The sequence below is a fragment of the Rhizobium hidalgonense genome (assembly GCF_002914525.1).
GTDB lineage: Bacteria > Pseudomonadota > Alphaproteobacteria > Rhizobiales > Rhizobiaceae > Rhizobium > Rhizobium hidalgonense.
Genome location: NZ_LODW01000064.1, coordinates 26,016 through 49,502 on the forward strand (window position 1 = coordinate 26,016; position 23,487 = coordinate 49,502).

A 23,487-nucleotide genomic window follows, 5' to 3' on the forward strand; every position below is an offset into this window, starting at 1 on the left:
CCTGCCTGTCCATACGGGTAGGGAGAACATCATGTTGCCAATTTCAATACAGCGCGTCGTGGCCGCGGCCATGCTTTCGATGTCTTTCGCCACCGGCGCAATTGCCCATCACGGCTGGTCATGGGCCGAGGCGGACCAAATCGAGCTGCGCGGCACCATCGAGAAAATATCCATGGGCGGGCCGCATCCGACGCTCGATGTCGCCACCGCCGATGACGGCCTGTGGCGCGTCGAACTCGGCAATCCGCGCCAGACGGAACGCTCCGGCTTCGTCGAGGGCGTCGCCAAGCCCGGTGACCAGGTGGTCGCACTCGGCAACCGTTCGCAGGATCCGAAGGAAAAGCGGATGAAGGCGGTGCGCATCACCATCGGCGAGAAGCGCTACGATATCTATCCCGACCGCATCCGGACGAACTGACCAAGGCGAACCGAGCTGTGATCGACATTCTCGAATGGCTGTCGGCCACGACACCCGCGGTCGCGCTGCGGCGCTCCGGAACGCTCTATATGTTCGTCAATGCCGCCCATATCCTGGCGATCGGCCTGCTTGTCGGCGCCATCCTGCCGCTCGATCTGAGGCTCGCCGGCTTCTTCCGCAAGGTGCCGGTCGACATCGTCGCGCCCTTTCTCTCCCGTTCCGCAGGCGTCGGCCTCGTTCTGGCGATCGCGACCGGCTTCTGCCTCTTCAGCGTGCGGGCGGTCGAATATGCCGAAAATCCTGCCTTCCTCGCCAAGCTCGGGCTGATTGCCTTCGGTCTACTCAACCTCCTGACGGTTCATGTCGGGCGAGGGTGGAAAACGCTTATTGCCACCGGTGTCATCCGACCCAGCCTGCGCGTGTCCGCAGCCCTGTCGGTTGCGATCTGGATCGGCGCGGTATTGGCCGGGCGGTGGATCGGATTCCTCTGATGTGCTGCCATTCTCGATACGACACAAAGATCCGTCCTATCGCAATCGCAACGCACGCTGCCGCGACAGGAAGGCTACCACTGACTATCGATCGCTAACCGCCGCCCTTGGATTAACCCACGGTTCCTGGTTCGAGCGCGCCAGCGGCTGTTTGCCGAGGATATGGTCGGCGGCCTTTTCGCCGGTCATGATCGAGGGGCCGTTCAGGTTGCCGTAGGTGACGTGCGGGAAGATCGAGCTGTCGGCGACGCGAAGGCCATCGACGCCGATCACCCGCGTCTGCGGGTCGACCACCGCCATCGGATCGTCCTTGGCGCCCATCTTGCAGGTGCCGCAAGGGTGATAGGCGCTTTCCAGGTGTTCGCGCAGGAAGGCGTCGATCTCATCGTCGCTCTGCACGCCTTCTCCGGGCTGGATCTCCGCGCCGCGATAGTCGTCGAAGGCGCTCTGCCCGAAGAGTTCGCGGGTCAGCCGCACGCAGTGGCGGAATTTCTCCCAGTCCTCGGCATGGCTCATATAGTTGAAGCGCAGCACCGGATCGGCCTTCGGATCGGAAGAGCGCAACGTCACGCTGCCGCGCGATTTCGACAGGTTGTAGCCGACATGCACCTGGAAGCCGTGGCTTTTCGCCGCCGCCTTGCCGTCGTAGCTGATCGCCACGGGGAGGAAATGATACTGGATATCGGGCTGCTTCAGCCCCGGTGCGGAGCGCAGGAAGGCGCAGGCCTCGAACTGGTTGGAGGCGCCGAGTCCGCCTTTGGAAAGCAGCCATTGCGCGCCCGCCACGCCCTGCCAGAACCATGGCAGCCAGGAATAGAGCGACACCGGCTTGGTGCTCACCTGCTGGAAGTAAAATTCCATGTGGTCCTGCAGATTGGCGCCGACACCCGGCCGGTCGGCCTTTACCTCGATGCCCATTTCCTTCAGGTGCTCACCCGGTCCGATGCCCGACAGCATCAAAAGCTTCGGCGAATTGAAGGAGGAGGCCGAGACGATCACCTCGCGGTTGGCCCTCACCACTTCTACCTTGCCGTTGCGTTCAATCTCGACGCCGGTGGCACGGCCGTCCTCGATCACGATCTTGCGGGCGAAGGCGTAGACGATCCCGACATTTTTCCGCTTCAGCGCCGGTTTCAGATAGGCATTGGCGGTAGACCAGCGGCGGCCGGCAAAGATGGTCTGCTCCATCAGACCGAAGCCTTCCTGCTTGCTGCCGTTATAATCCTCGGTCGTCTCGAAGCCCGCCTGTTTGCCGGCCTCGATGAAGGCACGGAACAGCGGGTTGGTGAAACCGCCGCGCTGGACATGCAGCGGCCCGTCGGTGCCGCGCCAGCCGTCCTCGCCGCCATGCGAATGCTCCATCCGCTTGAAATAGGGAAGCACGTCGGCATAGGCCCAGCCGCTGGCGCCAAGCTCTTCCCAGCGGTTGAAATCCTCGGCATGGCCGCGCACATAGACCATGCCGTTGATCGAGGAGGAGCCGCCGATCACCTTGCCGCGCGGCGCGGTGATGCGCCGGTTGTTGAGGTTCGGTTCCGGCTCGGACAGATAACCCCAGTTGTAGCGCTTCATGCTCATCGGCCAGGCAAGCGCCGCCGGCATCTGGATGAACGGCCCGAAATCGCTGCCGCCCGCCTCGATGACGAGCACGCTGTTCTGGCCGCCCTCGGAGAGGCGGTAGGCCAGCGCCGAGCCGGCGGAGCCCGAGCCGATGATGACGAAATCTGCTTGTTGCATCTTCTTGTCTTTCTCGAGCTGCCGTTATCCGGCTGCTTCCTGTTTTCCCAGAGCCTGCCCCTCATCCGCCTGCCGGCACCTTCTCCCCGCCTGCGGGGAGAAGGGGATATGCCGCACCGGCTTCGTCAATCCTCGACGTTGCGTTTGGCACGTCCCCTCTCCCCGCCTGCGGGGAGAGGGTTAGGGTGAGGGGCAAAGGCAGGCACAAATATTTCTCAATAAGGCGCCGCCACCGGCCCCATGCCGACGTAAACCGTCTTCAGTTCGGAATAATGCTCGAGCGCCGCCAGCGAATTCTCCCGGCCGAAGCCCGATTGTTTCGAGCCGCCGAAGGGGATTTCCACCGGGCAGAGATTATAGGTGTTGATCCACAGCGTGCCCGCTTCCAGCCGGTCGACGACGCGGTGGGCGCGGGTGAGGTCGGCGGTAAAGACACCGCCGGAGAGGCCGAATTCGCTGGCATTGGCGCGTGCGATCACCTCGTCCTCATCGTCGAAATCGAGCACCGACATCACAGGCCCGAAGATCTCCTCGCGGGCAATGGTCATCTCGTCGGTGACGTCGGCAAACACCGTCGGCTGCACATAATAACCTTCGCCCGCGACGTTGTTCGGAATGCCGCCGCCGGCAACAAGCGTTGCGCCTTCGGACTTGCCCTTCTCGATATAGGCGATCACCTTCTCGCGCTGCGCCCAGGAAACCATCGGGCCGATCTGCGTCGCCTCATCCATCGGATCACCGATCAACATCGCCTCGGTGCGCGCCTTCAGCCGCTTCAGGAATTCGGTCTTGATGCCCTTCTGCACGAAGACCCGGGTGCCGTTCGAGCAGACCTGGCCGGTGGAATAGAAGTTGCCGAGCATCGCCCCGCCGACCGCCGAATCGAGATCGGCATCGTCGAAGACGATGAGCGGTGACTTGCCGCCGAGTTCCATCGTCACGTGCTTGAGGTTGCCGGCCGCCGCCGCCGCGACCCTGCGGCCGGTGGGCACCGAGCCGGTCAGCGACACCTTGGCGACATCGGCATGGTTGACGAGCAGCGGCCCGGTGTCGCGGTCGCCCTGGATGACGTTGAAGAGCCCCTTCGGCAGCCCGGCCTCATGCAGGATCTCGGCGATCTTCAAGGCGCCGAGCGGCGTGTTTTCCGAGGGCTTGAACACCATGGCATTGCCGCAGACGAGCGCCGGGGCCGCTTTCCAGCAGGCGATCTGCTGCGGATAGTTCCAGGCGCCGATGCCGACGCAGACGCCGAGTGGAACGCGCTTGGTATAGGCGAAATCCTGGCCGAGCGGGATATGGGCGCCGTTGAGGCCGGCGGGTGCAACGCCGCCGAAGAATTCGAAGGCATCCGCGCCCGAGGTCGGGTCGGCGACGATGGTCTCCTGGATCGGCTTGCCGGTATCCAACGTTTCCAGTTCTGAGAGCGACCGGTTGCGCTCGCGCATGATCTCGGCGGCGCGTTTGAGGATGCGCCCACGCACCATCGGGCTCATCGCCGCCCATTCCGGCTGGGCGCGTTTGGCGGCGGCAATCGCCTTTTCGACGATGGCAGGCGTTGCCGCATGCAGCCGGGCGATCACCTCGCCGGTGGCCGGATAGAGGCTCTCGATGACGGTGCCATCGGTATCCTCGACATATTCGCCGTCGATGAAGTGCGAGGCTTTCGGCTGGGCTTTCATGTCATTTGTCCTTGGGGGAGGTGGTGGATAGAAGCGCGTTCAGATAATCCTCGGTCAGCGCGATCGAAGCTTCGATGCCGATCGGCGCCGATTTCAGACTTTGCCTGATATAGAGCCCGTCGATCATCGCCGCTGCGCCTTCGGCGATGCGTTCTGCGGCCTCAGCGGGCAACAGCGCCTTGAGATCGGCGAGCAGGTTGGAGCGCAGCCGGCTGGCATAGATCACCAGGAAGCGCCGCGTCTCCTCCGAGCGTTGCGCTTCGGCGTAAAAGGCAAGCCAGGCGGCGATCGTCTCCGGCGCGAACTGGTCGGCGTGGAAATTGACGCGGATGATGGCCGAAAGCCGCTCGCGCGGCGTCCGGGCGACCGCCAGCGCCGCCACGGTATCGTGGCGCAACTGCCTGAGAAGCGAGCGGATCGTCTCGATCAGCAACTGTTCCTTGCTGCCGAAATAATGATGGGCAAGGGCTGGCGATACGCCGGCCTGGCGGGCGATGTCGGACATGGTGACGGCAAGCGAGCCGTGATCGCCGATCACTCGCAGCGCTGCATCGACCAGCGCCTTGCGGCGCACCGGCTCCATTCCAACTTTCGGCAAACCGCCAACCCCCAAAAAATTTCGGCCAGAGTATTTTTGATTGACTGATCAATCAACAAAAATCTTTCTGAATTTGGCGTGAACCCGATCTTTCCCCCCACAATTGCTGCAACATATTGCTTAAGCAACAGGAGGTGCGTCATGGCCGATGTCTTCAACGCAGAGCCCACAACATCCTCGTTGCAGTCGAAATGGATCTGGTTCGTCGGCCTCGGCGTGTTGCTGCTCGTCTGCGGTCTGATCGCGCTCGGCAATCTGATGCTCGCCACCGTCGTCTCGGTCTATTATGTCGGCATGCTCATGCTGTTTGGCGGGGTGGTCTATCTCGTCCACGCCTTCCAGGTGCGCGGCTGGGATCACGTGCTGTTCTGGGCGCTGAGCGGCCTGCTCTATGTGCTGGCCGGCATCTGCGCCTTCGTCAATCCCATCCTCACCTCGGCGGCGCTGACGCTGTTTCTTTCGCTGGCGCTAGTGATCGCCGGCGTCTTCCGCACCTGGGTCGGCATGCGCATGAAGCCCACCAAGGGCTGGCGATGGGTCGTCGCGAGCGGCGTCATCACCGCCTTGGCCGGTTTCGTCATCGCGCTCGGCTGGCCGGTCAACAGCCTGTGGATCCTCGGCCTGTTCCTGGCTGCCGACCTCATCATCCAGGGCTGGACGATGATCGCTTTCGGCCTCGGGATTCGCAGCGGACCTGGCAAAAGCGATACCCCTGCGCCGCTTTCCGATCGTTCTTTTTGACAAGGGGATGAGAGGGGATTAAACTTTAGGGGTATGTGCGATCGCCGCAAATGGTCATGCGTCCCCCAAAGGCAGGGTACTGCCTGAATAAAAAGGGAGGAAGTTCATGCCGATGGTCACCGTTTCCATCTCTCCGCAACAGGCAGCGGGCATCCGTGCCGCCGTCGATAATGGTGGTTATGCCTCGAGCAGCGAGGTCGTCCGCGAGGCCCTGCGCCTCTGGGATACCGCCCGCAAACTCAACGAATTCCGCGACGATGTCCTCGATGACGAGGGCGCTCCGTCCGGGGGCAGATGTGTCGCCGATATGTTCGCCGATCACGAGGCGGAGCGCCGCCGCACCGCCTGAGCAAGCGCCTGATTGTATTTGCAATCCGGATAAGCGCGGAACGCGTGGCGATGGCCCGCGTCTTTCACAAAACTTTCATATTGGCGAAAGGGTTCATTGATCCTTCCGGGGCATCTTCGTGACCAAAGAAGAACACGTCACAGTGGAGATCAGCATGTCCCTGGCTGCCACCGTCGAGCCCGGCGTCCTGCGCCGCTATTCACGCTGGCCAAGCTCGTGGTCGAAAACGCCTTTCAGCCGATCGTCGAGGCCGGCACCGGCACGGTGTTCGGTTATGAATCCCTGATGCGCGGCCAGGAGCGCATCGGCTACGACACCCCGGTCGACATTCTCGACGAGGCCCATCGGGCCGGCCAGCTGCTGCAGCTCGAACAGATGCTGGCAAGCCGTGCGCTCGCCAAATTCGCCACCCTGTCGAATTTCTCCACCTCGACGCTGTTCCTCAATCTCGATGTCCGGCTGATCCCGGATGGCGAACGCCTGGTCGAAAGCCTGCTGCAGCACACCTCAAGGAATTTATCTATCAGCCCTTCGGCCGCGATCTCCTGAAGAACAAGATGTATGAGCGCAGCATCTCGCATTTCGTCGAAATGGCACCGATCGTCGGCCTCGACAGCGATGCCGAGCATCTGATGGCGATCTTCGCCAACATGGAAGGCAGCAACTGCCTGATCCTCACTGACAATATGCGTTATGCCGGCGTCGTTTCCGCCGCCTCGCTGATTAAGGTGATCAACGAGAAGCAGCTGAAGACCGCCCAGGACCAGAACCCGCTGACCGGCCTGCCGGGCAATCGCGCCATCCGCGATTTCATGCGCCAGTCCGGCCGCGACGGCGATGAGGTCCGTCATTTCTGCTATTGCGATTTCGACAATTTCAAGCCGTCCAACGATGCCTACGGCTTCCATCTCGGCGACCATGCGATCTCGCTGTTTGCCGCGCTGATGCGCCGCTATTTCTTCGCCGAGCGCCATTTTCTCGGCCATGTGGGCGGCGACGATTTCTTCATCGGCGTCGTCGGCTGGACCAAGCAGGAGCTGACGGAAATTCTCGATCGGCTGATCGGCGATTTCCATGACGCCGTGCTCGACCTCTATTCCGACGAACACCGCGCCGCCGGCCGCATCCTCGGTCATGACCGCGCCGGCGCGGAAGCCTTGTTTCCGCTGATGCGCTGTTCGATCCGCGTCATCGAACTGCCGGGAGGTCTTGTTATCGACGATATCAATCGCGTCAGCTCCGAGATCGCTGTCATCAAGTCGGCCGCCAAGGAGAGCGACGACGGCCTGGTCTTCCATCTGCTGGGCGAGGCGAATTGACGCCCTTGCCACTTCCAGCCTTCCCAAGCCCGCGGGGCTGACTTATCTCCAACAGTCGGGATCAGGAGGGTTGCGCCATGCCATTGCCGCAGGAAATGCGTTTCGTCGATCTGCCGTCCTTCGGCGGGCCGGAGGTGATGACCATCGGCAGAGGCCCACTTCCGGAGCCGGGTGAGGGGCAGGTGCTGGTGCGCGCCGAGGCGGTCGGCGTCAACCGCCCCGATGTCGCCCAGCGCGAGGGCAGCTATCCCGCGCCCAAGGATGCGAGCCCGATCCTCGGCCTGGAGCTTGCAGGTGAAATCGTCGCGATCGGCCCCGGCGTCAGCGGCTATAGCCCCGGCGACAAGGTCTGCGGCCTCGCCAATGGCGGCGCCTATGCCGAATACTGCCTGTTGCCGGCAGGCCAGATCCTGCCCGTTCCCAAGGGTTATGATGCGGTCAAGGCCGCCGCTCTCCCCGAGACCTTCTTCACCGTCTGGGCCAATCTCTTCCAGATGGCCGGGCTGACGGAAGGCGAGACGGTGCTGATCCATGGCGGCTCCAGCGGCATCGGCACGACGGCGATCCAGCTCGCCCGCGCCTTCGGCGCCGAGGTCTACGCCACGGCCGGCTCAGCCCAGAAATGCGAGGCCTGCGAAAGGCTCGGCGCCAAACGCGCCATCAACTACCGGAGCGAGGATTTCGCCGCGGTGATCAAGGCCGAAACCGGTCAGGGCGTCGATATCATCCTCGACATGATCGGCGCTTCTTATTTCGAGCGCAATCTCGCCTCGCTGGCGAAGGACGGCTGCCTGTCGATCATCGCCTTCCTCGGCGGCGCCGTTGCCGAAAAGGTCAACCTGTCGCCGATCATGGTCAAGCGGCTGACGGTGACCGGCTCCACCATGCGCCCGCGCACGGCGGAAGAAAAACGTGCCATCCGCGACGACCTGCTCTCTGAGGTCTGGCCGCTTTTGGAAGCCGGCACCGTCGCCCCCGTTATCCACAAAGTGTTCGCCTTCGAGGACGTCGTCGAAGCCCATCGGCTGATGGAAGACGGCAGCCATGTCGGCAAGATCATGCTGCGCGTCGATTGAGCGTCAGCGAAACGCCGACGGCGAGAACCCCGGGCAGCGCCGTCAGCAGATAAAGCCAGTAGGCCGCCGACAGCGCGCCTGCTATCCCGCCCGGATCGACGAGGCCGGCGCCATTGGCGATGAGGCCGGCGAAGGCTGCGCCGAACGCGCCGCCAAGCGAACTCATCGTCGGGATTGCCGCCGAAGCCTTGTCCTGTTCGCTGTCGGCGACGAGCGTCAAGACCATGGCGACGAGGTGCGCCCAGCCGAGCCCGACGCCGAAGCCCATCATGAACATGCCGATGGCTGCCGGCACGATGAAGAGCATCTGCGCATGCGGATTATCGTTGGCGAGGAAGGCCGCAAGGCTGGCGGTCGCCGCCGCTTCGATCAGCGCACCCGCAATGATGGCGAAATAGGCCTGCCGTCCGGTCAGCGAGCCGCTGAGGAAGGCGGCGAACGTCCAGCCGAGGGCGACGAGCGCGACGAGATAACCTGAGACAAGCGGTGTCACCCCGTGCAGCACCTGCAGGAAATAGGGAATGAAAACGTCGCTGACGAGCACGATCGCCATGGCCAGCATCGTCAGGTAGACGCGCGCGATCGGCCGGGAAAAACTCACCGCGCCGGAGGGCAGCAACCGGTTCGGGCTTCGGCCCTCGATGAAAAGCATGCCGGCGACAGCGACGACAGAGGCCGCGATCAAAGCGATTTTCGCAGCCATGGTCTCGATCGTCCCGGCGGTGCTGACCATCAGCACGGCGCCAAGCAACAGCCCGATCTGGGCAAGCGGCGTTTTCGCGTGGTCGCGGTCGTCTGCGACCTCAGGCAACAGCCGTGGCGCCAGAACCGCCATCGCCAGGCCGAGCGGCACGAGCACGACGAACGCATAGCGCCAGTTGCTGCCGCCGGAAAAGAAGCCGCCGAGTGTCGGCCCGATAACGGTCGCCACACCCCAGATCGCCGCATAGAGCGTCGACGCCTTCGTCCATAGCGGCTCGGGATAGACGAAGCGGATGAAGGCATAGCCAAGCGCTGCAAGCGCGCCGGTGCCGAGACCCTGCACCGCGCGGCCGATCAGCACCACCGGCATCGACGGCGCGGTTGCGGCAATCAGGCTGCCGACGCCGAAGACCAGCGCAGCAATCACATAGACGGCGCGAAGCCCGATACCCCGCGGCCGCATGGCGACGAAGATCGAACCGAGCACGGCGGCGGCGACGAACAGGCTGGTAACCCAGGAAAACAGCGCCAGCCCGCCGATATCGCGCACGATCGACGGCGCTATCGTCGCCATGATGTAAGTCTCCACCGCATAAAGCGTCACGCCGCCGGCAAGGATCAACGTTGCCGGCAGATGCTCAGGCAGGAAGAGGCGGAGGAGGGAGCTGGCGTTGGCAATGGTTGCAGTCTGGTCGATATCCGACATGGGCTAACCCCGAGATTTTTGCTGGCGAAGGATTATTTTCCAAGTTATAAATTGGAAAAATTACATGTCGCCCCAATTAAAACAAGTCATGACTTGGAAAAATATGCGCCAGTCGCCCGCCAACCGCATCCTGATCCTGATAAAGACCGACGGCCCGCAGCTTGGCGGTGCGATCGGCGATGCACTCGGTATTTCGGCCGAGGCCGCCCGCCAGCAGCTCGCCAAGCTGGCGGAGCAGGGGCTGGTGGAGCCGGTCACCATCGGTGCCACAGGCAGGGGCCGGCCGCGTCAGCTCTGGCACCTCACCGCCGCGGGCAACCGGCAATTCCCGGACGGCCATGCCGAACTGACGGCAAACCTGCTTGTGACGCTGGTCGAACAGTTAGGCCCCGCAGCGCTCGACACGGTCATCTCCGCCCGCGAGGCGGATACGCTGCAGCGTTATCGGCTGGAACTGGAAAATGCCGGCGACCTTGCCGCCCGCGTCGAGGTCCTGGCCGCCATCCGCACCCGCGAGGGCTATATGGCCGATCACTGGCAGGAGGCGGACGGCTCCTTCACGCTGGTCGAAAACCACTGCCCGATCTGCGCGGCTGCCACGGCCTGCGCCGGCTTCTGCCGCTCCGAACTCGAGACCTTCCGCACCGCCCTCGGCGCCGACGTCGAGCGCCGCGAACACATCCTCGCCGGGGCAAGGCGCTGCGCCTACCGGATCACGCCGCGTTGACCAATATCGCAAGCAGCCCGCACCTTACGCCGGCTGCCGCGCCTGCCGTCGGCTGCTTTCGAGATAGAGCAAGACCCCGACCGATGCGAGGCCTGCGGCGGCGCCGACGAAAGCGGTGCCGGAATAGTCGCTGACCGATGTGCCGAAGGCGAAGAGCCCGGCGGCGATGCCGGTGCCGATGAAGGTGTTGAGCGAGATCAGCGAGGTTCCAAGCCCCGGCCGGTCGGCGATCAGGTCCTGCAGATAGGTGATCGGCACGCTGAGGATTGCCGCCGCCCCGCCGGCATTGAGAAGAAGCAGCGCATAGATGTGCCAGGGCGCCGAGGCAAAGCCCAGCAACAGCAGATAGGCGCAGTAGATCAGCGCGCCGAAGGCGAGCACATGCACGGTGCGGAACCGCCGTTGCGCCATGCCCCACATCATCATGAACGGCATCTCGAGAAGGGCCGTCAGCCCGGCGATGAAGCCGACATCGACCACGGTTCCGCCGGCCGCATGGGTGATGATCAGCGGCAGCAGCATGCTGTTCAGCCGCTGCAGTCCGAAAAGCAGCGCCATGACGATAACGCGGACCAGCACATAGGGCATGAAGATCCGTTTCAGCGACGCAAGGAAACCGACGGGATCGGGAGCACGGCCGGCCGTGCCGTTTCCGGGGGCGAAGAAGAAATATAGGCAGAAGCAGGTGAGGCTTGCGAAGGCCGCGATCCCATAGGCCGGCGTCATCGACGGCGAATTGACGAGATAGAGGCCGATCAGCCCTGGAGCCAGCGCCCATGAGCCGGAAAAAAGCGCCCGCACCGTTGCCGTGACCGCCGCTCCCTGGCCGCGATCCATCTGGTTGGTCCTGGCGCGCAGGCTGGCAAACAGCAGCGAATAGGTGGAATTGCTCATCGGCACCAGCAACAGCGTCGAGACGATGAAGACGGCAGGGTTGTGAAAGATCGCGATCGACCCGAAGCCGAGCATGCCGGCGACCGAAAGCCCCAGCACCAGCGGCCGCCGCTCCTTCAGCCTGTCGGACCAGATGCCGAGCGTCAGGCTGGTGGTGACGTTGACGATCGCCGAGAAGAAGATCAGCGCCGAATAGGTGCCGTTGCTAAGGCCGAGTTCGTTGATCCCGATGATCGACTGATAGGGCGCGGTCGAGGCATAGGTGAAGGCGAGCGCGATGAGGGTCACGGTTGGAATGCGGATCCTGTTGTCGCCAAGGATCAAGGAAAATGTGGAGGGCATGGTGCGGTTCCTGATGCACCACCCTTAGCGGCATCGGACACATCAGAGAAACGATAGTTTTCGATCGGCGGCGTCAATTCTTGTGATGAGTATCGAGATGATGCGGTTGTTCGACGGAGCATGCATGGTCGAGCAGCGCGCATGGATTCCAGGCTCAAGGCCTGGAATGACGGAGGGTGGGGCTCAACAGGCAGGAAGCGCGATGGGGAGAGCTTGACCAAGGTAGGCGCAACCACCTGCTGCTCCGCCGCACGTCGCGTCTTGCTGCAGACGCTTACCCCACTCTCCGTCGTGCTCGGCCTTGAGCCGAGCATCCACGCCTCATCAACCAGCGGTCGTCGCCCGAATTCCGGCGTCACCTAAACCCCGTTGGCTTTCGCGTCGCGACGCGTTATGCCTGCCGCATCCCGCCAGCATCCGGATAAGAACCAATGACCAATCCCGTCACCGTCGAAGTTACCCGCGGCCTGCTCGTCGAAAGCCGCCATCGCGGCGCGGTGGCCGTTGTCGATGGTGATGGCAAGCTCGTCTTTTCGCTGGGTGACATCGAGGCCGCCGTCTTCCCGCGCTCGGCCTGCAAGGCGATGCAGGCGTTGCCGCTGATCGAGAGCGGTGCGGCCGACGCCTATGGCTTCGGCGACAAGGAATTGGCGCTTGCCTGCGCTTCGCACAATGGCGAGGATGAACACGTGGCGCTTGCCGCTTCCATGCTATCGCGGGCCGGCCGAAATGCCGAAGCGCTGGAATGCGGCGCCCATTGGTCGATGAGCCAGAAGGTCCTGATCCATCAGGTCCGCACGCTCGATGTGCCGACCGCGCTGCACAACAATTGCTCGGGAAAACATGCCGGCTTCATCTGCGCCTGCTGCCATAGGGATATCGATCCGAAGGGTTATGTCGGCTACCAGCACCCGCTGCAGGTCGAAATCCGCGCGGTGATGGAAAGCCTGACCGGCGCCGTGCTCGGCGCAGAGAGCTGCGGCACCGACGGCTGCTCCATTCCGACCTATGCCGTGCCGCTCAAGAGCCTTGCCCACGGCTTCGCCAAAATGGCGACCGGGGTCGGCCTGGAACCTTTGCGCGCCAAAGCATCCCGCCGGCTCATCGAGGCCTGCATGGCCGAGCCCTTCTATGTTGCCGGCACCGGCCGCGCCTGCACGGAGCTGATGCAGATCGCCCCCGGCCGCATCTTCGTTAAAACAGGCGCCGAGGGCGTCTTCTGCGCCGCGATCCCGGAAAAGGGCATCGCCATCGCGCTGAAATGCGAGGACGGCACGACCCGCGCCGCCGAAGCCATGGTGGCTGCGACACTCGCCCGTTTCTCTGAGACTGAGAGTGAGGTGCATGCCGCGCTGATGGGCTTTGCCGCCACCTCGATGCGCAATTGGAATGGCATCCATGTCGGCGATATCAGGGCCACTTCCGCCCTGACCGCATAAGCAGGGGGCGGAATTCGCCGGTGGCGTGACCATGGTTTCCGCATGCCGCAAGGGCAGGGCGGCCAGCAGCACCGTCACGCCACAGCGATCGTGCCATTGAGATCGCGATAAGGTTTCAGCCGCTCGGCCGGCATCTCAGCTGGCACGATCAGCCCCGCCACTTCGGATATACCGAGCACCGGGCAGGGCGAGACGAGGTCGAACTTCTCCTCCGTCAGCAGCACATGCGTTTCGGCCGAGCAGCCGGCAATATGGCGTTTGATCGCCGCTTCCTCGAAATCGCCGGTGGAAAGTCCGTGCACCGGATGGGCGGCCGTGACGCCGAGGAAGAACAGGTCGGGGCGCAACTGCGAGATCGCTGCAACTGCTGCTGCCCCCGTCGCCACCATCGAATGTTTGTAGAGTCGCCCGCCGGTGAGGATCACCTCGGCCGTCGGGTGGTGTTCCAGCTCGGCGGCGATCGTCGGGCTGTGGGTGGCGACGGTCAGCGGCATGTCGCGCGACAGGTGCCTGGCGATTTCCGCCGTTGTCGTGCCGCCGTCGAGAAAGATCATCTGCCCCGGCCTGACCATCGCCGCCGCAGCAGCCCCGAGCCGCGCCTTGATTTCCGACGAGACGCTACGCCGCGCGGTGAAATCGGGCAGATCGGGCGAAAGTGGCATTGCCCCGCCATGCACGCGTTTTAGCAGCCCCTCCGCCGCCATCTCGCGCAAATCGCGCCGGATTGTGTCTTCCGAAAGCGAAAAATCCTCGGCGACGCGCTTGGCGATCACCTGGCCGTCACGGCGCAGGATGTCGAGAATCAGGGCCTTGCGCTGCGTCGTCAACATGGTCTCTCCGCGCGAAATTGAACGAGATGGCATGATCTTGCACGAATTGACTCGACATTCAAGAAATATCGTGCGTTTTCACGACATCCCGTGCATGAGGCCGGGATGTGCCCGCGCATGAAGCGGAGATGGAGTGGATCATGTTGATTTTAATTGCCGGGCCCTACAGGTCGGGAACGGGCGACGACCCGGAGAAGATGGCCGCCAACCTGCAGCGGCTGGAGGAACCCTCGCATAAGCTGTTTGCTGCCGGCCACGTGCCGATGATCGGCGAATGGGTGGCGCTGCCGATCTGGCAGGCCGCTGGCGGCAAGTCGGTCGGCGATGCGCTCTACGAAGAGATCTTCCACCCGGTCGCCGGCCGGCTGCTGCAGCTCTGCGAGGGCGTGCTGCGGCTGCCGGGCGACTCCAAGGGCGCCGACAACGACGTGCGCATCGCCAGGGAACGCGGCATCCCGGTCTGGCACCGGCTGGAGGATGTGCCGGGTTGCAGCTGAGCAGCGGACCCGAGGCTGCCCCTCACCTTAGCCCTTTCCCCGTAAAACGGAGAGGGGACGTACCCAGCGCGAGATCTGCGGGGAACCGAGAGGACGCGGCATGTTCCCTTCTGCCCGTAAAACGGGGAGAGGTGGCGGCAGCCGGATGAGGGGCTGCCGCACGGCACGCCGATCATTGTCCGGCTGCCGAAAGGCGAGGCAATCTCCCCGGTTCCGCCGCACGCCTCCCTGCGCTATACCAACTCCCGAAAGGGAGACGAGAACCATGCTGACATTGTATTACGCGCCGGGAACCTGCGCACTCGCAAGCCTGATTGCCCTGGAAGAATCGGGGCTCGCCTTCGAAACGCGCAAGCTCACCTTTGCCAATGGCGAGCAGCGTTCGCCGGACTATCTGCAGATCAATCCGAAGGGCCGGGTGCCGGCGCTGGTCACCGATCGCGGCGTGCTGACGGAAACGCCGGCGATCCTCGGCTTTATCGCAGAAAGCGCGCCGGGCGCCAAACTGGCGCCGCTCGGCGATGCCTTCGAAATGGCGCGGCTGCAGTCCTTCAACAGCTATCTATGCTCGACCGTGCATGTGAACCATGCCCATCGCCCGCGCGGCTCCCGCTGGGCCGACGAGCCGGCGGCACTCGAGGCGATGAAGGCCAAGGTACCGCAGAATATGGCTGACTGCTTCACGCTGATCGAAGAGAAGATGTTCGAAGGCCCGTGGGTGATGGGCGAGACCTACTCGCTCGCCGATCCCTATCTCTTCGTCATGACCGACTGGCTGCCATCCGACGGCGTCGATCCCACCCGCTTCGCAAAGGTCACCGACCACCACGCCCGCATGCTGCAGCGCCCCGCCGTCCAGCGGGCGCTGGCTTACGATCGGGGCTGATGCTTCGCTCGGGCCGGAACGGGCTAGGTAGGGACGGTATCCGAATTGGCGGCCCGCGGCTTGGGGTCACAACTGTCTAAGTAACCGGCCCTTTGTCAGCGGCCGATGCGGCGGTGAACACGGCCAGCTGGGCCGCGAAAGCGCGCTGATAGGCCGGCCGGGCTTCGCCGCGGGCCACATAGGCGCCAAGGTTCGGATATTCCTCCAATAGACCCGATGCTCGCGCCCTAAGGAGCACCGTCACCATCAGCAAGTCGCCGGCGCTGAACGCACCATCGAGCCAGTCGGCATCGCCAAGGCGAGTGGAAAGGCTCCCCAGCCGTTTGCGGATGCTGTCATCGAGGACGCTGAGGCGCCTCTCGTACCAGGGTTCGTCGCGCTCGAGGATGGTGGCGAGGCTGCGCTCGAAGATCGGTGACTCCACTGTATTAAGCGCGGCAAACATCCACGTGACAGCGCGCGCCCGGGCATTCGCATCCTCCGGCAGCAGGCCCGCATGGCGCTCGGCGATATGAAACACGATCGCTCCGGACTCGAACAGAGCGAGATCGCCTTCTTCATAGGTCGGAATCTGCCCGAAAGGATGAAGCGCCAGATGCGCGGGCTCCTTCATCGTCTTGAACGAAACGAGACGAACCTCGTAGGGCTGCCCCGCTTCTTCGAGCGCCCAGCGAACGCGCATGTCGCGCGCCAGACCTCGGCCGCGATCGGGCGAGCATTCAAAGGCGGTAATGGTAATCGTCATCGCTTCCTCCCTATAGATTTATCCTCAGATCGATGCCGATTTAAGGCGTCATGTGGCTTGAAGACGGCCGGCGAAACGCGATTCCGACACGATGCTCGCGATAATCTTCGCGGGTCAGATTAGATTCAGTTTCACAAGCCCTCCGATTGTCGGCAGATCCTCCAGCCATTGCAATTGTGAACGCCAAATCAGCCGATCTGCAAAGCCTGGACAAACATCTAGCTCCGCTTCAGTATCGATCCACACAAGCTCTTCCGAAGCCATGTGTTTAACAGGAGAATGCCTTTGTTTGCCGTCGCAAAACACCCAGAACGCACCGGCCGGGGCGGACGAGACAGGCACGGCTTCCGCTAGCCAAACAGTTCCTGCAAAAATGCGCAGCGGTTTGCGCGCGGAATCTGGAATAAATGCTCTGATCTCGCTGCTCGGCCTTGAGCGCCAAAGCTGGCGCATGTCCAATGTCGAGAAGAATATGATCATCGAATTGTCTGCTTATGATTTCGACGCGTTGCTGAAAGGCTTCGTGCCCGCAAATACCCGCCTGGTTTCCGATAGCGTCGTCGCGCCGCCGCAGATTCTGGAGATGCTGGCGAGGATCGCCGCCGAGATCGGCGCCAAGTTTACCCCGTCGGCCTGGATGATTGTCGAGGCGGGTGAGATCGTCGGGCTATGCTCCGTCATTCGCACACCCGAGAACGGCGAAATCCACATCGGCTATGGGGTAGCGCCCAGCCGTGAGCGGCGTGGATGCGCGACGCGGGCGATAGGCGAGCTGCTCGAATGGGCGCGGAAGGACCCGCGGGTGAGGCTGCTTTCCGCCGAGACCGGGGTGGAAAACATCGGCTCCCAGCGTGTCCTCGAACGCAACGGATTCATCCGCACCGGCGAGCGCATCGATCCCGAAGACGGTCTGGTGATCTGCTGGCAGGCATCTGCCGATGAGCAGGTGCCGGCCTATAATCGGGGCTGATGTCCAAACCGCGCGGCAAGCTTCTTCGGCGCCCGCCTCAGCCAGGCGCCGATCAACCGCAACCGCAATTCCTCGTCGCCGATCATGGCCGCACGCACCGGCAGATACGGCCAGCCGACATAATGGTCGGTCTGGAAGTAGATGTCGGGCGCCATTTCTAGCAGACGATCCTTGTCGTCGAGCGAAATCGAAATCACGATCGTCTCGGCGTTCTTGATCGCCACGAAGCTCTTGCCGGCGACCTTCAGAGCCGGGTTGCCATAGGAGGTGCTTTCCTCGACATCGGCCAGGCCGGCTTCGGCCACCAGCCGTTTCAGCCGTTCAAAGGTCGCATCGACGTCACCGGCCATTGTTCCCGCCTTTCCACCGGGCGAAATCTAGCATGAATTCACGCGCATTTCGCCAGCGGCGGCTTCCCCTCGGCAAGAAAACCGGTCTCAGCACCCAGCGGCAGATCGGCGATTTCGCGCAGCGACATGCGCTCGACCTCGGGATGCCGCAGCGGGTCGTCTTTCCAGGTTGGAGCGATGTCGACACCGCCCATGGCAAGGGTTGGCTTCAAGAAAAACTTCAGCAACGACATGGCATGCCTCGCTTTCTCCAACGGTGCGGGATCGTGACCGCCGGCGGCTGACGCCGATTTGTGCTATCCCCGCTTCGCTGACGGCCAGCGTTCAAGCGGGATTACCGATGCTTGCAATGTCGGCTTCTGCAGGCGGATTTTCAATTGAGATTACGGCGGCGCTGCTATAGAAAAACTATATGAAGAACTTGAATTCCGTCCATCTCAACGGCCTGCGGGCGCTGGAGGCTGTCGGTCGTCTCGGCTCGCTACAGGCAGCCGCCGACGAGCTCGGCGTCTCGGTCGGCGCCGTCAGCCAGCAGGTCATCAAGGCCGAAGCCCAACTCGGCCAGGTGATGTTCGAGCGCACCGCCCGGGGAATGATCGCCACTGAAGCCGGCCGGCCGGTGCTCCTGGCGCTCGACGAGGGTTTTGCCCGTCTTTCCGCAGCGGTGTCGATCGCAAACCGCAAGGACGACACGATCCTGACCATTTCGGTGGCGCCGGTTTTCGCTGCCCGCTGGCTGGTTTGCCGCCTCGATCGTTTCGCCGAGCGTCACCCCGACATCAAGCTGCGGCTCGATGCAACCAGCAACCTCGTCAATCCAGCCCTTTGCGACGTCGATATCGGCATCCGCGTCGGTGCCGGCAAATGGCCTGACGTGAAAGCCGAACTGTTGCTGGAGCAGGAGGTCTTTCCCGTCTGTTCGCCCGAGATGGCGGCGCAATTGAAAGAGCCTGCCGATATCCTCGCTTTGCCGGCGATCATCGATGGCCCTGCCATGTTCACCTGGGAAGTCTGGATGCGCGAGGCGGAGCTGTCGGGCGCGACGCTTGCGACGCGCCACGTTTTCAACGATGCCTCGCTCTGTCTCGATGCGGCGATCGCCGGCCAGGGCGTCATGCTTGCTTGGCAGACCCTTGCCGCCTTCGCGCTCGCCGAAGGCCGGCTAGCGGCGCCCTTCGGCATTCGCGCGCGCACCGGCTTCGGTCACTACTTCGTTACTGCCGAAGGCACGCGCGAACCGAAGAAGGTCAAGGATTTCAAGGCTTGGATCCGCGAGGAAATGGCCGGCACATTGACCCTTTTCCGGTAACTCACACCTCGATCGGTTCCCTGGCTCGGCTTGCCTGCATTGCCTTATAGCCGGCGCGTGACTGGCAGTGTTCGATCCAGCCCTTGACGTTCGGATGCGCATCGAACAGCGCCGCCTCGCTCTGGGCGTAGCGCAGCACCTCGGCAATGTTAAGATCGGCGACGGTGAAGCGATCGCCGACGATCCACTGCCGGCCGGCAAGGTGGCTTTCGAGAGCCGCAAACGGCCGGCGCAATGCGCGGCAGGCGACGGCAATCACCTGCTTGCCCTCATCGCTGTTTTCGAGGCCGTTATCATAGGTCAGGACGATTTTGACCGTCTCCGGTTCGACCTGCGCGGCGGCCCAGACGGTCCACATGGTCAGCAATCCGTCTTCTTCGACGGTTTGACCGGAAAGCGGCCCGCCATGTTTGCGGGCGAGGTAGAGATTGATCGCCAGCGACTCGTGCATGACGAATTCGCCGTCCTTGATGCTGGGGATCTGCGCCATCGGGTTGACGGCAGCAAAATCGGACGATTGCGTATTGAGCGGCGCTTCTGCTGCCAGCGGGTCTGCGAGCCGCCTTGCCTGCAGCACCGGCACCGAGCGGAATTCGAGCCCGAGCTCCTCCGCCATCCAGTAGACGCGCGATGCCCGCGATCGATAGACCCCGTAGATTGTCAGCATTTCTTATCCCCTCGATGCAACTGCCGGGCAGGGTAGAGGCCGCAGCGGCTGCGGAAAAGTCCTTGCCGCTGATGGGACGATAAAAGCTTTTGATACCCGTCAGGAGATGCGGTTTCGCTCGACGGTCAGCTGTTTGTAAGGCGCGCCGCCGCCCGCCATCTCGTCCGACACTTTCTTTTCCCATTGGAAGCCGAGAACGGCGCCTTCGGCAGTTTCCTGGAAGACGTTGTCGGTAATGACGGCGGTGCCTGCGCCATCGGCGACCGAAACGGCGCATCCCACAGGCGCCTGGCGCACCACATTGCCGCTGACGACGACATTGCGGAGATAGGGACCCCAGCCGATCTGCATGCCCCAGCGCGGTGCGCCTTCGATCACATTGCCCGAGATCAGCGTATCGGCCTCTGCCGCAATACCGATGCCGAAGCCGACCTCGTGCTTGTAGGGGCCTTTCAGTGTCAGGTTTCGCACGACGTTGCCGATGACGGTCGCCAGCCTGCCACCCTCGTCGAAATTGGCGATCGAGATGCCGTTCGCCGCCCCGTCGATCATGTTGGCGGAAACGACGGCGCCCTCGAAGGCGAATTCGACATAGATCGCCGTCTCGCCGGAGCGCCGGCACTGGTTGTTGCTGATCTGGATGTCCGAGGCCGAATTGGCGCGGATCGCCGTAAATGCGCAGTCGGAAATGTGGTTGTTCACCACCATCACGCCGTCGGCGCGGAAAATGTTGATGCCATTGCCGTTCTGGCCGGTGCCGCCGTCATTGGCGCGGATGTTGGAGATGCGGTTGCCGGAAACCACCGTGCCGTCCTCGGCCTTGTTCCAGCGATGCACCAGGATGCCGCCATTGCCGCAATCGGTGATCGTGTTTCCGGTGACCGTAAGATTGGCGGAATCGACCGCATAAAGCCCGGCCTGGGCCGCACCCGAAACGCGGCTGCGTTCGATCCGCCCGCCGCAGCGCTCCAGCTGCAATCCGTGTTTGCGGCTGCCGCCGATCTCGCAATTGTCGATCAGCACCTCGTCGACGCCGGTAAATTGCACGAGCCCGCCGGCATAGTCGCCGAGCCAGTGGTTGCCGCCGTCGATGACGAGGTTGGAAAGCTCGATGCGGCGCAGGTTCTCCGCAGAGAAGAGGTGACCTTCGCCGGTGTAGACGATGCGCGAGGCGCCGGGCACGCCAGTGATGCGGGTATTGTCGGGCAGGGTGAGATTGGAAACCTTGTAGGTGCCAGGCGGCAGGTAGACCGGCACGTTTTCGCGCGCCGCCTGTTCGATCATCTGCTGCAGGTTGCGGGTCTTGCGGTCGCCACTTTCGGGAATGGCGCGATATTCCACCGCGCCGATTGCGCCGCGCAGATCCGGTTGCCCGGCAGCCGCCAGCGGCGCAGCAATCGCGCGCGGCGCTGAACCTCCCGCAACCGCCGCGGCTGCGAGAAAGAAAAGCATGTCGCGGCGTGAAGGCATTCCGAATTCTCTGCTCATAGCGCCTCGGTAGCACAAAACGTGCCAGACGCGCCTGTCTCTTTCTGGCGCAGGCGGCCGGAATTGCGGTTGTAGCCCCGGCCAAGGGCAGGATATCGCCGCCGATCTTGTCGCCTTGTTCACCCTTTCATTTAAGCAAGCCGAAGGGAATGGGGACTACTTTGAAGGGAATATTACGGGGTGATTGTGCGGGGTGTGGGCCTTCGGCCCACCGGGGAGAATGGCAGCATGTACGAACCGAGTGCCAGGCGATGGGAATCGACCGATGCCCTGTCGGCCGAAACGCGGCGGATCGTCGCCGCGACGGAGGCGATGATGGCCTCGACCGCCCATCACCTCTCCGACGGCATCGAGAACCTGCGCCTCAAGGCAATCGTCCACGAACTTCCGGATTTCCTCTATGTCAAGGATCGTGACAGCCGCTTCGTCTTCGCCAACGCCGTCACCGCCAGCAGCCTCGGCCTGGAGAGCGCTGCGCTGATCACCGGAAAACGTGATTTCGATCTGTTTGATTTCGAGACGGCGCGCCACCATTTCGATATCGAGCAACAGATCATGGCGACGGGGCAAGCCTGCATCGACATGGAGGAAAGCTATGTCCTTCCCGGAGGAAAAAGGCCGATATGCCGGCTGACCTCGAAGATACCGCTGCGCAACGATCGCGGCGAGGTCGTCGGCCTGATCGGCGTTTCCCGTGATATCACCGAACGCAAGCGCCAGGAGGATCTCCATTGCGAGCAGGCGAACCTGCTCGAAATGATCGCCCGCAACGAGCCGCTGCCGATGATCCTCGAGGCGCTGGTGCTGATGATCGAGGCGCAACTGACCGGCATCGACGGATCGGTGCTGCTGCTGAACGGCGAGGGCACCAGGCTTTATCACGGCGCTGCCCCCAACCTGCCTGGCGGCTACAGCCGGCTGATCGACGGCGTTACCATCGGTCCCAAGGTCGGCTCCTGCGGCACCGCCGCCTGGCGTGGCCAGACGGTGATCGTCGAGGATGTGATGAGCGATCCGCTGTGGGAGGATTTTCGCGCGCTGGTCGCGCCCTTCGGCTTCCGTTCCTGCTGGTCGACCCCGATCGCCACCTCTGAGAATAATGTGCTCGGCACTTTCGCCCTCTATTCCAGGGAAGTCCGCCGCCCGACGGAGCATGAGATGAAGCTGGTGGCGCTCGCCACCCACATTGCCGGCATCGCCATCGAGCGCAAACGTGTCGACGATCGCATCCATTTCATGGCCCATCACGACGATCTTACCGGCCTGCCGAACCGCGCCTTCCTGAAGGAGCGGCTGGCCAATATCCTCGACCAGGCCCGGCGCCACACCCGCAAGGTCACCGTCGCCTATATCGACCTCGACAATTTCAAGGACATCAACGACGGCCGCGGCCATGCCGCCGGCGACGAGGTGCTGAAAGAGATCGCCGCCCGCATGGCCAACAGCGTCCGGGCTTCCGATATGGTGGTGCGTCTCGGCGGCGACGAATTCCTCGTGGTGCTCGTTCACCAGTCGAGCCACGATGCCGGCATCACGCGCCGCCTGCGCGAGCTGCAGAAGGCGATCAACCGGCCGATCCCCAGCGATGGCGGCGAAATCGCCGTTACCTCGAGCATCGGCGTTGCCGCCTTCCCCTTCGACGGCGCGACCTCGGAAGAGCTTCTCGCCAATGCCGACCGCGCCATGTATCGCTCCAAGGAGCTCGGCCGCAACACCTTGCAGCATTACGATGGTGGTGGCACGCCGGTGGGAATGCCGCTCGGCGAACAGGAAGAACTGCACCAGGCGATCACCGGCGACCAGCTGTTCCTGCAATATCAGCCGCAGGTCGATGTCGCCAGCGGCCGCATCACCGGCATCGAGGCTCTGGTGCGCTGGAACCATCCGGCCAAGGGCAGGGTGCCACCTATCAATTTCATCCCGCTCGCCGAAGAGACCGGCCTCATCGTTCCCCTCGGCCTCTGGGTGCTGAACGAGGCCTGCCGCCAAGCCCGCCACTGGCAGGATATGGGCCTGCCGCCGCTGACCGTCGCCGTCAATGTTTCGGCCAAGCAGTTCGCCGATCCGGATTTTGCGAGCCACGTCGCCGAGGCGCTGGAGCGCCATCGCCTGCAGTCGCGCTGGCTGGAGCTGGAGGTCACCGAAAGCGTGGTGATGCAGGATGCCGAACGAGCCCTTGCCATGATGGAACAGCTGCGGGCGCTCGGCGTTCGGCTGTCGATCGACGATTTCGGCTCCGGCTATTCGAGCCTCGCGGCGCTGAAGACCTTCCCCTTCGACCGGCTGAAGATGGACCGTTCGCTGGTCGAGGCGCTGCCGGGCGACAAAACCGCCGTCGCCATCGCCTCGGCGGTGATTTCGCTGGCGCAGACGCTGAAGCTTTCGGTTCTCGCCGAGGGTGTGGAAACCGACGCCCAGATGGATTTCCTGCGTCACGCGCGTTGCGAAGAGGCGCAAGGTTTCCGCTTCTCCAAGCCCGTCCCTCCGGAGGAGATCCCGGCATTGCTGCGGGCGCGCGGCCTCTGAC

24 protein-coding genes and 1 pseudogene are annotated in these 23,487 nt (G+C 63.3%); 13 read left to right on the forward strand and 12 right to left on the reverse strand.

The genetic code is table 11. The features are described from left to right. Positions 1 to 31: 31 nt before the first annotated feature. Positions 32 to 418 carry a DUF6152 family protein gene (locus ATY29_RS20885; RefSeq protein WP_025415613.1) on the forward strand — a complete coding sequence of 129 codons (387 nt, stop codon included), beginning with the start codon at positions 32 to 34 and terminating at the stop codon, positions 416 to 418. A 17-nt stretch (positions 419 to 435) separates the two neighbouring features. Next, positions 436 to 909 carry a DUF6644 family protein gene (locus ATY29_RS20890; protein ID WP_097537219.1) on the forward strand — a complete coding sequence of 158 codons (474 nt, stop codon included), beginning with the start codon at positions 436 to 438 and terminating at the stop codon, positions 907 to 909. 84 nt (positions 910 to 993) lie between these two features. Here ATY29_RS20890 and betA read toward each other — a convergent pair whose 3' ends face one another. The 3 genes from betA to betI all read right to left on the reverse strand — a co-directional run bounded on the left by betA (position 994) and on the right by betI (position 4,923). Further along, positions 994 to 2,646, reverse strand: coding sequence for a choline dehydrogenase (gene betA / locus ATY29_RS20895; protein ID WP_025415615.1), 1,653 nt, complete (start codon positions 2,644 to 2,646; stop codon positions 994 to 996). Between the two features lie 215 nt (positions 2,647 to 2,861). Beyond that, positions 2,862 to 4,325, reverse strand: a complete 1,464-nt coding sequence (gene betB, locus ATY29_RS20900) for a betaine-aldehyde dehydrogenase (RefSeq protein WP_097537220.1) — start codon at positions 4,323 to 4,325, stop codon at positions 2,862 to 2,864. Between the two features lies 1 nt (position 4,326). Next, complete coding sequence (gene betI, locus ATY29_RS20905; protein ID WP_025415617.1) at positions 4,327 to 4,923, reverse strand: transcriptional regulator BetI; 597 nt, start codon at positions 4,921 to 4,923, stop codon at positions 4,327 to 4,329. Between the two features lie 141 nt (positions 4,924 to 5,064). Here betI and ATY29_RS20910 point away from each other — a divergent pair, with 141 nt between their 5' ends. The 4 genes and pseudogenes from ATY29_RS20910 to ATY29_RS20925 all read left to right on the forward strand — a co-directional run bounded on the left by ATY29_RS20910 (position 5,065) and on the right by ATY29_RS20925 (position 8,408). Continuing rightward, positions 5,065 to 5,664, forward strand: a complete 600-nt coding sequence (locus tag ATY29_RS20910) for an HdeD family acid-resistance protein (protein WP_097537221.1) — start codon at positions 5,065 to 5,067, stop codon at positions 5,662 to 5,664. Between the two features lie 106 nt (positions 5,665 to 5,770). Continuing rightward, positions 5,771 to 6,013 carry a ribbon-helix-helix domain-containing protein gene (locus ATY29_RS20915; protein WP_025415619.1) on the forward strand — a complete coding sequence of 81 codons (243 nt, stop codon included), beginning with the start codon at positions 5,771 to 5,773 and terminating at the stop codon, positions 6,011 to 6,013. A gap of 154 nt (positions 6,014 to 6,167) precedes the next feature. After that, positions 6,168 to 7,332 (forward strand): annotated as a pseudogene (locus tag ATY29_RS20920) (diguanylate cyclase domain-containing protein). A gap of 77 nt (positions 7,333 to 7,409) precedes the next feature. After that, positions 7,410 to 8,408 carry an NAD(P)H-quinone oxidoreductase gene (locus tag ATY29_RS20925; protein WP_025415620.1) on the forward strand — a complete coding sequence of 333 codons (999 nt, stop codon included), beginning with the start codon at positions 7,410 to 7,412 and terminating at the stop codon, positions 8,406 to 8,408. Here ATY29_RS20925 and ATY29_RS20930 read toward each other — a convergent pair. Continuing rightward, on the reverse strand, positions 8,389 to 9,816 hold the full coding sequence (locus ATY29_RS20930; RefSeq protein WP_097537222.1) for an MFS transporter: 1,428 nt from the start codon (positions 9,814 to 9,816) through the stop codon (positions 8,389 to 8,391). The genes ATY29_RS20925 and ATY29_RS20930 overlap by 20 nt on opposite strands. 103 nt (positions 9,817 to 9,919) lie before the next feature. Between ATY29_RS20930 and ATY29_RS20935 the strand changes: the two genes are divergently transcribed. Further along, positions 9,920 to 10,543 carry a helix-turn-helix transcriptional regulator gene (locus ATY29_RS20935; protein WP_025415622.1) on the forward strand — a complete coding sequence of 208 codons (624 nt, stop codon included), beginning with the start codon at positions 9,920 to 9,922 and terminating at the stop codon, positions 10,541 to 10,543. Between the two features lie 24 nt (positions 10,544 to 10,567). Here ATY29_RS20935 and ATY29_RS20940 read toward each other — a convergent pair whose 3' ends face one another. Beyond that, positions 10,568 to 11,779 carry an MFS transporter gene (locus ATY29_RS20940; RefSeq protein WP_097537223.1) on the reverse strand — a complete coding sequence of 404 codons (1,212 nt, stop codon included), beginning with the start codon at positions 11,777 to 11,779 and terminating at the stop codon, positions 10,568 to 10,570. A 431-nt stretch (positions 11,780 to 12,210) separates the two neighbouring features. Here ATY29_RS20940 and ATY29_RS20945 point away from each other — a divergent pair, with 431 nt between their 5' ends. Beyond that, positions 12,211 to 13,218, forward strand: a complete 1,008-nt coding sequence (locus ATY29_RS20945; protein ID WP_097537224.1) for an asparaginase — start codon at positions 12,211 to 12,213, stop codon at positions 13,216 to 13,218. A 74-nt stretch (positions 13,219 to 13,292) separates the two neighbouring features. On the opposite strand, the gene ATY29_RS20950 is transcribed toward ATY29_RS20945, so the two are convergent. After that, entirely contained in the window at positions 13,293 to 14,048 is a 756-nt protein-coding gene (locus ATY29_RS20950) for a DeoR/GlpR family DNA-binding transcription regulator (protein ID WP_025415625.1), read from the reverse strand. Between the two features lie 140 nt (positions 14,049 to 14,188). Between ATY29_RS20950 and ATY29_RS20955 the strand changes: the two genes are divergently transcribed. Together ATY29_RS20955 and ATY29_RS20960 are read left to right on the forward strand one after the other, a co-directional pair. Further along, the gene (locus ATY29_RS20955; RefSeq protein ID WP_025415626.1) at positions 14,189 to 14,545 is read left to right on the forward strand and encodes a hypothetical protein; all 357 of its coding nucleotides are present in this window, start codon (positions 14,189 to 14,191) and stop codon (positions 14,543 to 14,545) included. Between the two features lie 265 nt (positions 14,546 to 14,810). Next, complete coding sequence (locus ATY29_RS20960; protein WP_097537225.1) at positions 14,811 to 15,431, forward strand: glutathione S-transferase family protein; 621 nt, start codon at positions 14,811 to 14,813, stop codon at positions 15,429 to 15,431. 76 nt (positions 15,432 to 15,507) lie between these two features. Here the strand turns inward: ATY29_RS20960 and ATY29_RS20965 are convergent, their stop codons facing one another. Beyond that, positions 15,508 to 16,176 carry a glutathione S-transferase family protein gene (locus tag ATY29_RS20965; RefSeq protein ID WP_097537226.1) on the reverse strand — a complete coding sequence of 223 codons (669 nt, stop codon included), beginning with the start codon at positions 16,174 to 16,176 and terminating at the stop codon, positions 15,508 to 15,510. A 114-nt stretch (positions 16,177 to 16,290) separates the two neighbouring features. Next, entirely contained in the window at positions 16,291 to 16,656 is a 366-nt protein-coding gene (locus tag ATY29_RS36435) for a hypothetical protein (protein WP_128398658.1), read from the reverse strand. Between ATY29_RS36435 and ATY29_RS20970 the strand changes: the two genes are divergently transcribed. Further along, entirely contained in the window at positions 16,628 to 17,146 is a 519-nt protein-coding gene (locus tag ATY29_RS20970; RefSeq protein WP_025415629.1) for a GNAT family N-acetyltransferase, read from the forward strand. The genes ATY29_RS36435 and ATY29_RS20970 overlap by 29 nt on opposite strands. Here the strand turns inward: ATY29_RS20970 and ATY29_RS20975 are convergent. Further along, the gene (locus ATY29_RS20975) at positions 17,131 to 17,496 is read right to left on the reverse strand and encodes an MmcQ/YjbR family DNA-binding protein (protein WP_097537227.1); all 366 of its coding nucleotides are present in this window, start codon (positions 17,494 to 17,496) and stop codon (positions 17,131 to 17,133) included. The two genes, ATY29_RS20970 and ATY29_RS20975, sit on opposite strands and share 16 nt — an antisense overlap. 38 nt (positions 17,497 to 17,534) lie before the next feature. Next, complete coding sequence (locus tag ATY29_RS20980) at positions 17,535 to 17,729, reverse strand: hypothetical protein (RefSeq protein ID WP_097537228.1); 195 nt, start codon at positions 17,727 to 17,729, stop codon at positions 17,535 to 17,537. A 179-nt stretch (positions 17,730 to 17,908) separates the two neighbouring features. Between ATY29_RS20980 and ATY29_RS20985 the strand changes: the two genes are divergently transcribed. After that, the gene (locus ATY29_RS20985; RefSeq protein ID WP_097537229.1) at positions 17,909 to 18,805 is read left to right on the forward strand and encodes a LysR substrate-binding domain-containing protein; all 897 of its coding nucleotides are present in this window, start codon (positions 17,909 to 17,911) and stop codon (positions 18,803 to 18,805) included. Between the two features lies 1 nt (position 18,806). Here the strand turns inward: ATY29_RS20985 and ATY29_RS20990 are convergent, their stop codons facing one another. Both ATY29_RS20990 and ATY29_RS20995 read right to left on the reverse strand, forming a co-directional pair. After that, entirely contained in the window at positions 18,807 to 19,472 is a 666-nt protein-coding gene (locus ATY29_RS20990) for a glutathione S-transferase family protein (protein ID WP_097537230.1), read from the reverse strand. 99 nt (positions 19,473 to 19,571) lie between these two features. Then, positions 19,572 to 20,942, reverse strand: a complete 1,371-nt coding sequence (locus ATY29_RS20995) for a TIGR03808 family TAT-translocated repetitive protein (protein WP_097537235.1) — start codon at positions 20,940 to 20,942, stop codon at positions 19,572 to 19,574. A gap of 246 nt (positions 20,943 to 21,188) precedes the next feature. Here ATY29_RS20995 and ATY29_RS21000 point away from each other — a divergent pair, with 246 nt between their 5' ends. Then, a complete protein-coding gene (locus ATY29_RS21000; RefSeq protein WP_097537231.1) occupies positions 21,189 to 23,486 on the forward strand; it encodes a sensor domain-containing protein in 2,298 nt (765 codons plus the stop codon). Position 23,487 lies beyond the last annotated feature (1 nt).